At 40.9% G+C, this 16,650-nt stretch carries 12 protein-coding genes; 5 read left to right on the top strand and 7 right to left on the bottom strand.

The features are described 5' to 3' along the window. Window positions 1–239: 239 nt before the first annotated feature. Window positions 240–1,133, top strand: coding sequence for a LysR family transcriptional regulator (locus tag OCV27_RS17005; RefSeq protein ID WP_125322732.1), 894 nt, complete (start codon window positions 240–242; stop codon window positions 1,131–1,133). A gap of 82 nt (window positions 1,134–1,215) precedes the next feature. Here OCV27_RS17005 and OCV27_RS17000 read toward each other — a convergent pair whose 3' ends face one another. Beyond that, window positions 1,216–1,701 carry a VOC family protein gene (locus tag OCV27_RS17000; protein WP_125322733.1) on the bottom strand — a complete coding sequence of 162 codons (486 nt, stop codon included), beginning with the start codon at window positions 1,699–1,701 and terminating at the stop codon, window positions 1,216–1,218. 206 nt (window positions 1,702–1,907) lie between these two features. Between OCV27_RS17000 and OCV27_RS16995 the strand changes: the two genes are divergently transcribed. Both OCV27_RS16995 and OCV27_RS16990 read left to right on the top strand, forming a co-directional pair. After that, window positions 1,908–2,330, top strand: coding sequence for a VOC family protein (locus tag OCV27_RS16995; RefSeq protein ID WP_125322734.1), 423 nt, complete (start codon window positions 1,908–1,910; stop codon window positions 2,328–2,330). A gap of 176 nt (window positions 2,331–2,506) precedes the next feature. After that, window positions 2,507–2,968 carry an MBL fold metallo-hydrolase gene (locus tag OCV27_RS16990; protein WP_125322735.1) on the top strand — a complete coding sequence of 154 codons (462 nt, stop codon included), beginning with the start codon at window positions 2,507–2,509 and terminating at the stop codon, window positions 2,966–2,968. Window positions 2,969–3,044: 76 nt separating this feature from the next. Here the strand turns inward: OCV27_RS16990 and putP are convergent, their stop codons facing one another. From putP to OCV27_RS16970, 4 genes are all read right to left on the bottom strand, one after another. Next, window positions 3,045–4,532, bottom strand: coding sequence for a sodium/proline symporter PutP (gene putP / locus OCV27_RS16985; protein ID WP_125322736.1), 1,488 nt, complete (start codon window positions 4,530–4,532; stop codon window positions 3,045–3,047). Between the two features lie 75 nt (window positions 4,533–4,607). Next, complete coding sequence (locus tag OCV27_RS16980) at window positions 4,608–5,306, bottom strand: 1-pyrroline-5-carboxylate dehydrogenase (RefSeq protein WP_125322737.1); 699 nt, start codon at window positions 5,304–5,306, stop codon at window positions 4,608–4,610. A gap of 22 nt (window positions 5,307–5,328) precedes the next feature. Next, window positions 5,329–8,448 (bottom strand): bifunctional proline dehydrogenase/L-glutamate gamma-semialdehyde dehydrogenase PutA, encoded by a 3,120-nt coding sequence (putA, locus tag OCV27_RS16975; RefSeq protein WP_125322738.1) that lies wholly within the window; start codon window positions 8,446–8,448, stop codon window positions 5,329–5,331. A 165-nt stretch (window positions 8,449–8,613) separates the two neighbouring features. Further along, a complete protein-coding gene (locus OCV27_RS16970; protein ID WP_125322739.1) occupies window positions 8,614–9,429 on the bottom strand; it encodes an AraC family transcriptional regulator in 816 nt (271 codons plus the stop codon). 455 nt (window positions 9,430–9,884) lie between these two features. Here OCV27_RS16970 and OCV27_RS16965 point away from each other — a divergent pair, with 455 nt between their 5' ends. Then, window positions 9,885–10,994, top strand: a complete 1,110-nt coding sequence (locus tag OCV27_RS16965) for a PEGA domain-containing protein (RefSeq protein ID WP_125322740.1) — start codon at window positions 9,885–9,887, stop codon at window positions 10,992–10,994. A gap of 147 nt (window positions 10,995–11,141) precedes the next feature. Next, complete coding sequence (locus OCV27_RS16960) at window positions 11,142–12,971, top strand: SUMF1/EgtB/PvdO family nonheme iron enzyme (RefSeq protein ID WP_125322741.1); 1,830 nt, start codon at window positions 11,142–11,144, stop codon at window positions 12,969–12,971. Window positions 12,972–13,056: 85 nt separating this feature from the next. Here the strand turns inward: OCV27_RS16960 and pdxH are convergent, their stop codons facing one another. Next, complete coding sequence (gene pdxH / locus OCV27_RS16955) at window positions 13,057–13,692, bottom strand: pyridoxamine 5'-phosphate oxidase (RefSeq protein ID WP_125322742.1); 636 nt, start codon at window positions 13,690–13,692, stop codon at window positions 13,057–13,059. 269 nt (window positions 13,693–13,961) lie between these two features. Continuing rightward, complete coding sequence (locus OCV27_RS16950; RefSeq protein WP_245986823.1) at window positions 13,962–15,944, bottom strand: hypothetical protein; 1,983 nt, start codon at window positions 15,942–15,944, stop codon at window positions 13,962–13,964. Window positions 15,945–16,650: the final 706 nt, after the last annotated feature.

Genomic DNA, 16,650 nt, shown 5'->3' with positions numbered 1-16,650 from the left:
TTATTTCAATTTTATTACATAATAAAAAATGGTATTTAGGTCTCAATATAAGAATATTATTAGTGAAACTTAGTATTCCACATTATTTTTGAGCAATAATATGCTGGGATATTTGTTTAGAGCACAAATAAAGAAGCATTTCAAAGTCACATAAGACATTCATCATGCGAGACGAAGATTTACCTGTATAATGACAAATTATCAAAGGTAAACTTGTTGATAATTATTGGTCACTACTCATGCTAAACCCCATTTGGCTTAACACGTTTAAAACATTGGTTGATATTGGTCATTTCACCAGAACCGCTGAGCGGCTTAACATGACTCAACCTGGTGTGACTCAACATATCAACAAATTAGAAACAGCCTGTGGCTACCCGCTGATAAGGCGGTTCAATAAACAGTTTGAGTTAACTCTATACGGGCAAAAAGTTTATGATTATGCGCTAAGCCACTTTGATAAAGAATCCAAGCTTCTACAAAGCTTAGGATCTGATGAGGCGTTTAAAGGTCGGTGTATAATTGGCTGCTCAGGCACATTTGCTTGGTTACTTTACTCCCCTTTACTTGACTTACAATCTAAGTATCCAGACTTGTCGATTGAGCTTGAAGCAACGCCAAATCAGCGTATTTTTGAGCAGATAAAACAAGGTACACTTGATATAGGCATAGTCACAAAAAAACCTGAACCTAAATATTTCTCTAGCCTGATGATCGGCTCTGAACGCCTTGCTCTTGTAGTGCCTCATAGTGTCGAGTGTCATCCACCAATAGATACATTATTAATGAATTTGGGGGTCATTCGACATCCGGATTTGGAGCACTATTTCCAAACCTATACAGCTCAGGCAAACCATGAACTCCTAAACAGAATCAATCTCGATGGAGTAAAAACCCGAAGCTATATCAACCAAGTGCATCAAATTTTGGCACCTGTAGCGAAAGGGATTGGCTTTACCGTAGTACCTGAGTGGTGTGTGGACTTATTCCATGATACTAGTCGACTAAAAGTTGTTACGATAGAAAAAGATATTATGGAGCCCGTTTACTTAGCCTATAAACTTAATACTTCACTTAGCAAGCGATATGACAAAATCATCAACATAATTAAAGAAACCTTACAAACCGCATAAGTGCTATTATCTTAATTCTTGGTAAAAGGCTCCTTCGAGTAACAAGCCTTAAACTTAAGTATCTTTATATTATGTAAATGATCTACTCATAATCAGAAGCATACGTTTCTTCATAAGAATGAGAATATAGCTCAAACAGATTACCAAAGGGGTCTTCTAGATAGACCATTTTGGCGGGTTTGCTGTCATCTTCAGGGTGATAACGCATTACGTCCATGCGCACTTTACCACCCAAGGACTCTACTTTTTCCATTACGCATTCAAAATCATCAGTTTGGAAACAAAAATGGAAGATCCCCAAACGTGAAAAGTCAACATGGTGACGATCTTGACGTTGCTTCATTTCAAACAACTCAACTCCAATGCCATCGGTTGTTACAAGGTGAGCAATATTAAAGCCTTGAAAGCCGTCGCCAAAAACCGCAATACACATACGGCCAATTGCAGACTCACGCTCTTCGATAACTTTTGTATTATCCATAACAATTCTTAGGCCAAGCGCCTGGGTGTAAAACTCAACAGCTTTGCCCATATCACCCACCATAATGCCCACGTGATTCATCTTCATAATTGGCTCCAAATATATAAATAAGTTTGTGGTTTTGTTTCAGTGAAAGCAGTATAGAAACCATCTATGATAAAATATAATTATCATTTTTTATTAAAATAATAACTATATATTTAGTATGACTTTTATAATGTAACGCTTACTATGTCGTGATTTACTTGTCTGATACCATAGATAATAAATAGAACTACTCTGTAAGGCTAAAAATGAAACAAAGTATTATCCATATCGCTTTGGTAGTTGATGACTACGACGATGCCATTGATTTTTATATCAATAAGCTTAAGTTTGAACTAATAGAAGACTCCTATCAACCAGAGCAAAATAAACGCTGGGTGGTGGTTGCTCCACCAAATTCAAGTGGTACGACTTTGTTACTCGCCAAAGCCTCTAAACCTGAGCAGCGAAATTTTATCGGCAACCAGTCTGGTGGGCGTGTATTTCTGTTTCTAAACACTGACAACTTTTGGCGTGATTACGAAAGAATGGTTTCAATTGGTATTGAATTTATTAGAGAGCCTCAGCAGCAAGACTACGGTACGGTTGCCGTCTTTAAAGATTTGTACGGTAATCTGTGGGATCTTTTACAGCTAAACCATTCCCATTCCATGGCCAACAGGCTTAAATAAGACTGAAACAACATTACGATCCAATTTTCTCTTGCAACCAAGCTTTAAATACAAGTTGTAATTAGAATTCTGGTTCACGCCCTTAATCGGTTTAATAAAGCACTCAGCAATAAGTGTTTGCAAAATCAGGTTTTGAATAAAAACCAAAAATTCTTCACCATAACTGAGATTACTTTATGAAATATGGTATTGGCTTGATCCTTTTCCTATCAATCAGCGTTTTTTCTGCCGATCTAAAAGAAAAGATTCCTGATAAGACTGAAGAAAACGGTTACGTTGAACCCTTTAAGATGTTCGATGACCTCTACTATGTTGGCGATAAATGGGTTTCTTCCTATTTGGTCACCACGTCAGATGGGCTAGTTCTCATTGATTCATTAGATAGCCCCTATGGACGGTGGATCCCACAAAATATAGAGAAACTAGGATTCAACCCTAAAGATATTAGATACATTTTCATTACCCATGGTCACTCAGATCACGTCGGTTCTGCCGAATACATCCAAAGACATTTTGGGGCAAAAGTGATCATGTCTAACATAGATTTTCGCTTAGCTAAATTCACGGCAAAACAACCCCTTTATCGACCTAGAAGGCTTCCAAGCCTTTTTGGATGTGTTAGAAGAGCGTGGAAGTAAAAAATTAGCGCAAGAGGAACTTCAAAGCCGCGATTAAGCAGAAAAAGCCCCGAAGTCGGGGCTTGTAGATAGTTTATTAATCCAACTCAACCAACTGCTTTTTGAACTTAGCATGTTGAGCTTTAACAGATTCATCCGGTTCAGCGGTTAATAAGCTAACAACAACTATCGCAATTGTTGATAGTATGATCCCAGGTACAATTTCATATACATCAAACCACCCCCCAGTTAACTGCTTCCATACAACAATGGTCACACCACCAACAATAATACCTGTGAGAGCACCATTACGATTCATACGTGACCAATATAGGCTAAGAACTATTGCTGGACCAAATGCTGCACCAAAACCCGCCCAAGCGTAAGAAACAAGGCCAAGGACTGAGCTTTCAGGGTTCATAGCCAAAATCAGAGCAACAATTGAGATTGTCACCACAGCGATACGGCCTACCATCACAATTTCTTCTGAACTTGCATCTTTCTTAATTAGCTGTTTGTAAAAATCTTCTGCCAACGCCGAAGAAGATACTAAGAGCTGAGAATCAGCAGTGCTCATCACTGCCGCAAGAATCGCGGCAAGAAGTACACCTGAAACGACAGGATGAAAGATTGAATTAACCAATAACATGAAGATTTTCTCTCCATCATCAATTGTCACGCCAGAGTTCTTGACATAAATCAAACCAACCAAACCAACCAGTAGAGCACCGACCATTGATAATGCAGTCCACACGACCGCAATTCGACGTGCTGTCGTTAAGTCTTTATTGCTACGAGTGGCTTTAAAACGAGCCAAAATATGTGGCTGACCAAAGTAACCTAGCCCCCAAGCAACTAGTGAGATAATAGCGATAGCGGATAACGGCTCGCCTTTTGTATCATTCCACAAGGTAAGTAGTTGAGGGTTAATATCTGACAAATCAGTACTAAGTTGACCAAAGCCTCCCTCCATCGCAGCAATCGGCACCACCATTAACGCCGCGGCCATAAGTAGCCCCTGAACAAGATCCGTCCAAGATACCGCTAAAAAACCACCAAATAGTGTATAAGAAACAACACATAATGTACCAATAGTAACAGCAATTCTGTAATCTAGTCCAAATACAGTTTCAAACAATTTTCCACCGGCCACTAAACCTGAGCTGGTATAAAAAAGGAAAAATAACAAAATAAAAAATGCAGAAATAACCTGAATCGACTTAGATTTATCATTAAACCGACGAGACAGGAACTCTGGCAGTGTTAAAGAATCCGTGGTGATACTATAAGTACGTAAGCGTTTAGCATTAATCAACCAGTTCAACCAAGTTCCAACAAGTAAGCCGCCAGCCAACCAGGAGGCTTCAATGCCAGCCGCATAAGCATAACCAGGAAGGCCTAATAGGAGCCAACCGCTCATATCAGAAGCTCCCGCAGAAAGTGCGGCAGGCCAAGGGCCCAATGATCGACCTCCAAGGAAGTAGTCCGTTGAGTTTTTCGTTCGTTGGTATGCAATAACGCCAATTGCCATCATTAAGATTAGATACGCAATAAACGTGGTCGTAATAGCAAAGCTATTTTCCATGTGTTTGTCCTCATAAAAAAATCACCTTCCATGAACGCCCTTACTTACACTGAGTAAGGGCTCTCCGAGAAAGGGTTAGTGGGCTTCGCTGCCAAGCTCTAGCAAGGTCGCATTGCCACCCACAGCAGTTATATTTATTGTTCTCGTTCGCTCTGTGATAAAACGAAGCGATAAGTATGGATCGTGAGCGACAGGAATAGTCTCTACGTCCGTTTCTGAAACTAGGCCTACTATAGCACCAGTTCGTTTCGCAAGTTGACGGTTGACATTACGCTCAACCTCTTGATTACCTATATAACCGACACTTCTTACATCTGACTCCAACAATTGGTGATAAGCATCAAGAGAAGCAAATTGTAATAGGTTTATCGGTAAAGAAGCACTTTTAGCAGCCGATTCTAGAGCTGTGATAAAGTCAATATCATCACTACACAAAATTACGCTGTTACCCGCAATTAATGCTGCTGATAATTGTGCAATAGCCGCCTTTTGCACAGGTTTAGACATGTGATCTTGAATGATTAATGCCACACCTCGACCAACGGTATATAGCTCATTGGTTTCCCCTGTCGGCCCCGGCATCTCATGCGTTTGAGACAACAAACTAGCTGAATGCTGATAATGGTAATCGATTACAGCAGCTAAGGTAGGCTGCTCACTCTGCAAAGCTTGTTTAAACGCAAGTAAACACTCACTTTTTGCATCAAAGTTTGTGAGATTCCAATTCTCCCATGCTGAATAAGCATCAGAAAAACGAGTAACTTGATGAACCATAATTTTTCTCCTTGCCTACAGATTAAGAAAATGACGTCTGTGTAAATCGGAACAGGTAATGCGGGCCGCCTGCTTTGGGACCTGTACCAGATAGGCCTTGACCGCCAAATGGTTGAACCCCAACGACAGCACCTACTTGATCACGATTTATATAACAGTTTCCAACACGAGCATGTTTTTCAATCCAGCGATAAGTCGTTTCATTACGGCTATGAATCCCCATTGTGAGACCAAAACCAGTACCATTTATTCTTTCAACGACTTGATGCAAGTGACTCGCTTTAAAGCGAACAATATGCAGAATTGGACCAAATTGTTCTTCGTCTAAGCAAGAAATATCATCAATTTCAAATGCACACGGCGCAACAAAATCGCCATATTGATGCAATTCATTTAGCTCTAATCCAGCAATTTTTTGCTGAGTAGCCGTCATGCGTTCAATATGTTTGAGAAGCTTATTTTTAGCATTTTCGTCAATCACAGGCCCAACATCAGTCGAGTGCTCAAAAGGTAAACCGACCTTTAACTCTTGCATCGCGCCTTGTATTAAAGCGATGATACGATCCGCAACGTCTTCTTGTACATATAAAACTCTTAATGCACTACAACGTTGTCCCGCAGAAGCAAAAGCAGAGCGGATAACGTCACGGACAACTTGTTCAGGAAGCGCCGTACTATCAACAATCATCGCATTCTGGCCACCCGTTTCAGCGATAAAGGGAACAGGTGCTGTATCTCGACCTGCAAGAGTACGATTAATGCGCTGGGCTGTTAGCGTTGAACCAGTAAAAGCGACACCAGCAATAGCAGAGTGCGATGTCAATGCCGAACCAATATCGGCACCACGGCCTGGTAAGAGCTGAATGGTTCCATTAGGGAACCCTGCTTCAATCATAAATTCGACAGCGCGCGCGGCTATCAAACTGGTTTGCTCCGCGGGTTTAGCGACTACGGTGTTACCTGCCACCAAGGCTGCGGTGATTTGCCCCAAGAAGATAGCCAAAGGGAAATTCCAAGGGCTAATACAAACAAACACACCACGCCCATTGCGTGATACTTTACGAATCTGAGTATCAAAGTCTTGAATTTCAACCTCACCTAGAGTGTTGACTTGGTTGGCATAATAACGACAAAAATCAACAGCTTCACGCACTTCATCAATGCTATCATGAATTGTTTTCCCTGCTTCTTGATGGCATAAAGCGACCAGCTCGGCGAGATTGTTCTCAAGCAAGTCAGCCAATTTTTCTAGTAGCTTTGCTCTCTGAGCTGATGAGCTAGCTTGCCAATTGCTAAAGGCATTTTGCGCACCTTTAATTGCTGCGGAAACATGATCAAGGTTAGAAAATGACACCTGGCCCACTTGAACACGTCTGTCGTAAGGTGCCATGACTTTCTCTGTGGTCGCATTTTCCTTGATCATGCTTTCAGTAAATATTTGACCATTGATTATAGGACCTGCAAACCATTGTTTATCTAAAAATCCTTCAACTTGCTGCTCAAATGTTTTTGCTTGGGATTCAATATCGATATTGACGCCATACGAATTGCTACGTTCAGAGAATATCTGTGGCGGAAGCGGAATGCTTTTGTTATTGAGTGTTTCAAATGCACCAAGCATATCTACAGGATGCTGGGTAAGAGATTCAATAGGACAACGCGCATCGACTAAGCGATGAACAAAGGAACTATTTGCACCATTTTCCAATAAACGACGCACTAAATAGGGTAATAATTCCTTATGGCTTCCAACAGGTGCATAAATACGCACTGGCTGCTGGTAGGCTTCCATCACATGATTGTAAAGAGAATCACCCATGCCATGCAAACGCTGAAACTCATAGTTTTCGTGCTCGGCCATAACAGCAATTGAAGTAACGGTCTGAGCATTGTGGCTCGCAAACTGCGGGAAAATATTGCCTCGAACATTGTTAGATAGCAGAAAGCGAGCACAGGCTAGGTAAGCAACATCAGTCGCTTCTTTACGAGTATAAACCGGGTAGTTTTCATAGCCAGCCTGCTGAGACCATTTAATTTCACTATCCCAGTAAGCACCCTTAACTAGACGAAGAGGAATAAGATCGCCCTGCTCTTGAGCCAAGCCATTAATCCAAACTAAAACTGGCAGTGCCCGTTTTGAATAGGCTTGAATGACGAGACCAAATTTCCCCCAACCTTTAACTAAATCACTTCGATAGATTTTTTCAAAAAGTTTTAGTGATAATTCAAGACGATCTGCTTCTTCTGCATCAATAGTAATCGCCACATCCACTTCAATCGCTTTACAAAGCAGTTGCATCAAGGTGTCAGCTAGCTCGGTCAATACTCGCTCTTCATTGGCCACTTCATAGCGCGGGTGTAATGCCGATAATTTAATTGAAACCGAAGGAGCAGGACTTGTATCTAAACCATAATTATCACGGCCTACCGCTTCAATAGCCATCAGATAGTCATTAAAGTATTTACTCGCATCTGCTGTCGTTAACGCAGCCTCCCCTAACATGTCGTAGGAGTATGTGTAACCCTTATCACGCATACTACGCCCATTTTTCTGGGCTTCGGCAATAGAGCGCCCAAGAACGAACTGGTGCCCCATTACTTTCATCGCCTGATGCATAGCTTTACGTATAACAGGTTCAGACATTTTATTAACTAAACGATTTACTGCTGAGACTGGGCTGCGTGATTCTGATTCAGATAATCCAACCACTTTACCAGTCAACATTAAGCCCCAAGTCGATGCGTTAACAAAAACCGAATCAGAACTTTTTAGATGAGATTTCCAGTCAGCAACACAGAGTTTGTCACGAATTAAGGCATCAGCAGTCGCAGCATCTGGTATACGCATTAAGGCTTCAGCCAAGCACATCAGTAAAATGCCTTCTTGGGTATCCAAACTATACTCAAGCAGCAAGGCATCAATCATTTGAATTGATTTTTTGTCTGCACGGATAGCTGCTATCAACTCAGTCGTTTTTATCGACATTTGCTCTTTTTCAGCATCTGTCGGTGTTGCTAGAGGCAATAATTGCTCAAGCCATTGGGATTCGTCCACCATGTAAAGTGGAGAGATCAGCGACCAAAGATTATTCAGCGGCTGCTCAACAAACTCGGCATTCAACACATCAGTTGCAGTAAACATGCGTTTTCCTCAATCTCAAACCTGATAAATTCATCAGAGTTATTACAATGGTTTGAAGTGTATTTTGAGCGGGAGAGGATTACTTGTCAAAAACTCCGAGTTTTTTGCTTAAAACTCCGCTTATTAACAAAACAAAAACAGAATCACATGTAATTAGATAAAATTTTAACTAAATTTTTTCTTATACAGAGATGGGGACACGCCCTGTAAGCGAAAGAAGGTATGGCTAAAGGTGCTCTGGCTAGAAAATCCGGTAAACTCAGCAACCTGGCCTAAAGTTAAATCACCTTTTTCAATCAACAACTTGGCCATGTCAACTCGCTTACCCAGCACATATTGGTGAGGCGTTATCCCAATGTATGATTTGAACAAATGGTGGAACTGACTTTCTCCTAGAAAGACACTCCCAGCCAACTGAGCCACCGAGATCTTCTGACTCAAGTGCTGCTCAATATAACGGTCTATAACTTCAAGATCGAAGCGTGATTCTTTGTATGATGTTGCAAACGTTGACATATGCCGTTGAAGTAAGGCAATCAAAGTATCATTACAAGCCCTGCTAAGAAGTAAGTCTTCCGGTCTCGACTGCATTTCTGTGACTAACATTTGGATCAATTTCTGAATCTGGCGGTCTAGCTGAAAATAGGTTTCACGCCGACTCAGTTCATTTAGTTTCTGCAACATTAATGGGTCATCAACGCTTGGAAATGGCATATTGAGTACAAGGATATCTGACTTCTCAACAACACCACCAAAAGCGTGACCTGATCCAGATGTCACCACACAACCTTGCCCTGGGCCAACTAAGTTACCAAAACCACTAACTTCAAACTCAGCTTTTCCCTGTAGGCCAATAACGATCTGAGTATAACTATGATCATGACAGTCCATGTGCGATGGCAAGGTGACGAGTTCTGCAGGCTTGGGTAACGAAAGTTTGTCTTGTTCGCCGATTAGAGACGGAGATTTGAAACAGCTCATGAGACAGTTTTTGACCTCAGGTTTTATTAACATCATATGGTATACCAAAATTATCTCGATTCGAAATTTATCACCATCCGTCAGTAACACATCCAACCAACATAATTTACATAGCAAAGAAGGTAATTATGGTCATTCACTAACCAACACATGTTCATCGGAAGAATGATCAAGTGCACATAAATTACGGTTTATGTCACTTCTAGCAACTTTCTTTTTACAGATACTCAATCTTCACTTGCATATTTCCCCAATCAACTCAAAATGATAGATAGCATCCAAGTTTTATATACGTTAAATTAGGCCAATCTGCATAAAGCTGGTTAATATTTAAGAAGAGAAAGATGCAGGGTTGAAGTAAACTTGGAAGAGACAGGAACACAAGGACTGTCAAGAGTTTGTCTTTTTTTTGGTTTTTTACGTTGGTCAATAAACGTTAATTGTTGCAGGGAAATATGATAATACGTCGCATCCCAGCGCTTTTAATTGCGCTAAGCCCTTTATGGGCATCAACTTCGATTTTTGCGGAAATGGTGGACTCTGCCGATCCTGTCGCAACTATCGATAGTAAATTAGAAAACAAACAAAGTGAATTACAGGAGCTTGGTTCTGAGTTTGAAGCTGAATCATCACGTATACAAACGCTTAGAGCAGAGCTAAGTAAGTATCAACGTGAAGAGCAAGAGCTCAACGCTAAGCGTAATCGAGCCAAGTCAGCACTGGACAAACAATATAACCGTCTTCTCGATGATCCAGATGTTGATTTACTCTCTTTTCAGCAGGAATACCAAGAGGCTTGGGCTTCGTTAAAGAAGAACCAAACACAAATCCTTGAACAAGAGCAAAGTATTACTGAACAAGAGATGCGCTTATCTCAGATCAAGCAAAAACGTTCAAGGATTAACTCTGAGTTATCTTATCTTAAAGAGCAGAAAGTCGAAGCCCGTGTAAAACGTCTTGATGCAGAATTACGAGAAAGCGATGTTTTGAACACAGCATTCAAAACAACCTGTTCAGCAACAATGACGTTGGGTGAGTGTACGAATCAAGGTAAATACTTAACCAAACAGCGTGCGGTTAATTCCTTTAAGACAAAATTACTCGATAGCTTAACAGAAGCCAATATCGCCAAACAAAACATGAAAGGTGTCCAACTGAATGTATTTGTTCAAGAGAGCCAAATAATCCGCTCTGGCTTTGAAGGTAACAACAGCTACTACACTGAAATGCAGGCACAACTTCAGGCTCGCCCGGAGGCTTCTGCCGCATGTAAATTACTCAACGTATCTTCACGTTACTGTCTTAATAGTGCCAGCGTCGCTAAAAAAGAAAAGACAAATACACAGCAAAGCTGGGCAAACATCACGATTCGATCAGATCAGTACCAAGACCGAGTTACTATCAATGGTGTTAATTATGGTAGTACCCCGATAGAAGTCGTTCTACCAAAAGGCAAACATCAGTTTACCGTATCTAAAGATGGTTTCCAGACATACAACCGTATGATTGCTATTGATGGTAATGATACTGTCTGGGTTAAGTTACGCCCAAATTCAAATATTTAACCCACTTCTCTTTTTCAGTAGAAGTGAGCTGCACAAAATTGACCAAAAACGCCATTTTGTCGTAAGTTATAAGGGAATAACTTACGAAAAAGTGGCGTTTTCGTTTAGAATAAGTTCATTAGATTAAAATAATTGTAGAAATAGATAATGCGAACTGGTTTACCAACCTTCCTTCTTGCTCTGTCACCTTACTTTATCTCCGCTGGTATTGCAGCTGAGGAAGCGCGCGACCCTATCGTAAAAATCGATCAGCAGTTGTTCGACAAACATGAAGAATTAAAGTCGGCCACTCAACGCCGAGATGACAAACAAACTAGCCTTGACGAACAACAGCAAACTGTCGCTGAAGTGACTAAATTGGCTAAATCACTCGATAAAAAATTCAACGAGGCTAAGAGGCAGCTTGAGGCTAATTATGCTCGCATGATTGACGACCCAGCTGTCGATCTCTCAGCCAGCCAGAAAGCCTATCAAGACTCTTGGTCAACACTGAAACAAAACCAAAAACAACGTTTATTTGAAGAACAGATATTACAAGAACTAAAACATCAACTTAATCTTGATAGTAATGAGCTTGAAGCCATCGGCCAAGGTATTGAGTCTCTAGAGCAAGCTAAACTGAGAGCACGTGCAGAACGTCTGCAAGAAGAACTTAAACAGCCATATTCCCTTTCTGTCAGCTTTACAAATCGCTGTCAGGCAAATATGACTATTGCTGAGTGTGACCGCCAAACACGCGACCTAACTGTCCAAAAAGCGGTTAAACAGTTTCAATCTGAGCTAATTAGCAGTACAAGCGAGCCACAGACTATCAAGCCAAACTCTAATAAAGTCCCTTTTAATATTCATGTTTTACGCTCTAAAACCAAAGAATCTGGCTTTTATGACGGTATCCGCTATCGCAGCATAATGGACGTTGAAATGCAGGCTAGGCCAACTCAGAGTGCGGCATGTACGCTTTTAGCAATCAATAAAAAGTACTGTTTTGAACCTAAGCGTTCAGATGATAAAGAAAATTCCGTGACCAACCAAGAAGTTGCATGGGTGACCTTAAATATTCGTTCAAACCTATACGATGACAAGGTAACTATCGACGGAGTCAAGTATGGCAGTACCCCAATAGAAGTCATGTTACCTGTAGGTCAGCACACAATTTCCATTAGGAAAGAAGGCTATCGAGACTTCCGTAAAGATTTATCGATTAAACGCGATCATAACCTCCGAGCCGTTCTAATAGAAACTGCAAATCCACTGCGTGAAGGTGACAAATTCGCTGACTCTTTGGGTTCAGGTAACCAAGGCCCAGAGGTATCGACTGTCCTTCCCGGTCGATACATGTTAGGAGAACATGGCTCCAAGCAGTTAAAGCTAAATCAGCCATTTGGATTTGGCACCACACCCGTAACCGTAAGACAATTTGAATCCTTCGTCGACTCGACCAATTATCAAACAGATGCCGAGCTGACGAATACATGTACTGCGATAGTCAAAGGTGAAGTGACACCAATTTCCAAAGGATACTGGCGTAATCCAGGCTTTAAGCAGGCTGCTAATTCGCCCGTGGTCTGTGTCAGTAAAAATGATGCACAAGCCTATGCGCAGTGGTTAAGTAACAAGACTAATCACTATTATCGATTGCCTAGTGAAGATGAGTGGGAAATCGCAGCCAGAGCAGGTTCAGAAAGCAATTATTGGTGGGGTGACCATTTTGCACCAAGTCAAGCAAATACTGGCTGGGGAGGAACCCCATGGTCAAATAAAAGTACTTCTCCCGTCATGGCTTTTCAACCAAATAAATTGGGTATTTATGATACCGTAGGTAATGTTTGGCAATGGACGAATGACGCGCGTGGCATTCTAAAAGGTGGGGCTTGGAACTTCTCTCCGGAAATGGCCGCAGCACATGAGCAGTTGTCTTTATCAAACTCGTCAGCAGCAAACTACGCCGGATTTCGAGTCTTACGTGAAATAAATTAACTTTTAACTCACGTATTCATAACCCAATTAAAAATGCCGCATTAAGCGGCATTTTTAATTTATGTCAAAGGTGCTTATTGGTTGTCTAAGGAGCAAGCCTATCAATCTGCCAAGTATTTTCTTGCTTAGAGAATAAGAATCGATCGTGTAAACGATTATCACCACCCTGCCAAAATTCAATAGATTCAACTTTAATCCGAAAGCCTCCCCAAAAGCTTGGCACAGGGATCTCACCATTAGCAAACTTCTGCTTTAACTCAAGGAACTTCCCTTCGAGTACGCCACGAGTAGATATTCGGCTGCTTTGTTTACTCGCAATCGCTGCTAATTGACTTTCTTTCGGCCTTGAAGAGAAATATTTAATATTTTCAGTAACACCTAACTTCTCAGCGATACCCATGATATGCACTTGGCGTTCAAGAGGGTGCCACGGAAAATGCAAACTAACTTTGGTATTACTCCCCATCTGCTGCGCCTTTCGGCTACCCAAGTTGGTGTAAAAAACAAACCCACCTTCATCGATATGTTTGAGTAGAACAATGCGCTGAAAAGGTTGACCATTTTCATCTACTGTAGCAACGGTCATAGCCGTAGGGTCTGTTAACCCAGCATCAATCGCCTGCTGCAACCAGAGGTTGAATTGATCGATAGGGTTTTCTTTTAGATCTTTTCTGCGTAAACCGCCTTTACTGTATTCACGGCGGATATCTTCAAGTTCCATCTTCACTCCTGAAACATTTTTGCCGATTGTGCTGTTATATATACAGAAAGACAAGGTGATAAACCAAACCTTAATCACAAATTCATCATGCTATTGGTTCAGGCAAGCTAAGTATCGATAAAAGAACTAGATACCTGTCGTTACCCCCACTCAACTGAACTTGAACTTATATCCAATATTTAAATGCCTGAAATACTAAAAAGAAATGTTTTGCTCTGCGCCATAAACAAAACACCTCAAAATAGACTTAAATGCTTCAAATTAAAAAGTTACTGGTACCGAGTACCTGGAAATCCTAGATGCAATCCCGTTGATATTACTTCATAGCGATCTGGACTGAAATTTGGAAACGGTGAAAACACAGCTCTTGGTAACCTTGGGAGTTGTACTAAATAACCCTTAGGCGCGGCGAGGAATCCAACATCTATACCTGTTTTTTTAAGTGCCCGTTCGAGTTGAGTCAGGTAGAAGCCTCCTCCTACATTACACGACTGTACTTTTAGCACACCAACCTGACGTAGCCCTAAATCAAATAATTTTCTTGCTAAGCCTGATGGCGTTAATGATGTTTCTAAACCATTTTGATCACTGCATATTGGGCCATAGGGATTACCATGTGCAACTACATCTAAACGATGATTAAAAGTTAGTGATGACAGTTGCCCCGATGACGCTTGAGGGAACATTCCGTTTAGTCGGTGTGAGGTTACGTCACCATCACTCGCCATATTTCGTTGAGGGACACCATAGCGACTCTTTACACTCTCACCGTAATGACGAAATAACGACTCAGGCTGTCCCTTACCAAGCAATAATACATGTCGATACTCACCCGAGGATACCCAATTTCTCAGGCTATTTGCTGTTTGATTTAATAACCAACCTGCCGCACCGGATCGCGCTACTTTATGCACTCCTAATGATCCCATTCCACCAAATAACGCATAATCATCAGTCAATGGGAAACGCCTTACCCTTTGCCAACTACCTTCCACATTAGCCACATAGTCTGTACCTTCAATTGCATCAATACCAAGATAGTGATTGAGGCCAGGTTCAATTTCACCTCCAATAGCAGAAGAGCTGGTGACTTTACTCAAAGACAAAGCGATACTTTGTGGCAAAATTGCGCCAGGCCTCGCTGTTTCTTGGAGCGCAAGTTCAACAAATTCATCAGTGTAAGCAGCATCTGCAACCCTCGCTCCAGTGAACATGGTTCTGGAAAATATCAGTGCTTGAGCAACCTCACCAAGTGCTAGTTCACCTAACAATTCTGGTACTACTAAAGTGGCTAATGTCACTGCGGCAAATGTTGGAAAACTCCAACGACTATGATGCTCTTGCTGCTTGTGCTGGCGAAAATGATTGACTACTGCCTCTCCTAGCATGGAATAGCCATATTTATAACTAGGCAGTTGAGTGGCTTGCTCATGCCAGTCGCCTAAAGCTTCACGCTCATCTTGTCTTAGTGAAGACCACTTGTTCAATAGAGTACTTTGCATCATAGCCCCCACTCGTGCATATGGGTGAGGGCCGTGTAATGATTGAGAAAATTCGTCATATGCTGGCTTCCAATTCACCGAAAACTGTTTTAGCTCCTCAAGTAAAACCAGCTCTAGTCGCTCTTTAAACCGGCCTCCTGCTGAAAAGTTAGCGATTAAGAATTGGCGAAGAGAATTTGAGTTCCTGCTACTTGTTTGATCTGCAAGCTTTTGAACAAGCTCGCTCTCTCCATATTCTTCTAAGCTTATATTTAAAGCTATAGAATAAAGAGACAAGCCAAGGGGATCGCTTTCATAATACCTTTGCAGATACATTGCCTCGTCTTCCGCCATTGGATAAAGAACTTCAAGTTCCATAGCCAAATTGGCTAAGAAGGTTTGAAGCATGTATTGAGAAGGAAACAATTCGTGGTGAGGCAAATCGGGTGCTTGAGACATAACAAATACTGTCGCAGCCTCGTTGATTATCCCAAGCTCTATAGTAGCTAATCCACCTGTATCGAATTGATGGTTTGTAACTTCACTTAGCCGAGTCATAAATAAACTCGACATGTACTCAGTACCATGTTTTTTCTTCGCCACGTTTAGCGCTTCAACAGCAGTTAAAGAATGCTCTTGAGATTCCCAGTCCACCCATTGGCTGACTTTATCTCGCATAATCTGATGATGGTTATATTGAGTGAATGTCGTCTCTGTTGCGCCCACTGAAATAGAAGCAGCAAGTAAAACAAGCAATAATATTTTTTTCATATTTTTATTCACATGATATGTCGGAGCAAAACAGACGCTCCATACATGGTAAACGGGAAGCAGTACTCTCACTTAGAACTGAGGTGCTACGGTGATGGGCATATCATTTTTACGGTAAGAGTCCCCGCCCAAATGATCGTCTTTAAATGCAAGCCTCGAGTGCTCTTCACATGTTATTTGTTGGAGCAATTTAGCTGATACCACCAGTTTCCATTGTTCAGTCTCATGCAGGAACTAGACTAAGGATAAAAACTAGAATAAGCCCTCAGGCACTTGAATAAAATAAAGTAACTGGGTTATTACGGAGCTAAAACACCACAAAAAATTCACATGCAATTAACATACGGGAAATATATATCATCACCAAAGCTTCAAACAATCCGCATAACACTATTATTTTTGTAAGAAATCACTTATGCATTTAAAAAAATAAAAATATTAAGAATCAAATAGTTAGATAAATATTTTAGAAAAATGAATAAAACAAGGTAAAGAATAAAATTGACATCAAAAGAAAAAGATAAATATATAAGAGTAATATTTAAAAATAACAGATACTTATAGTGTATATATCATCAATTGATAGTATATACGCATTTATATTGTGGATATTTATTGTTTATGGCTAATTTCTCACAAACTAGCAACTAATGAATATTCGAGAATTTTATTTCAATAAATCGATATAATGGTAATCCGATAACCG

This window comes from Vibrio pectenicida, from assembly GCA_024347015.1.
In the GTDB taxonomy this organism is placed as follows: Bacteria; Pseudomonadota; Gammaproteobacteria; order Enterobacterales; family Vibrionaceae; genus Vibrio; species Vibrio pectenicida.
The sequence above is the reverse complement of the archived record's forward strand: the minus strand, read 5'-3'. Positions and strand labels throughout refer to the sequence as shown.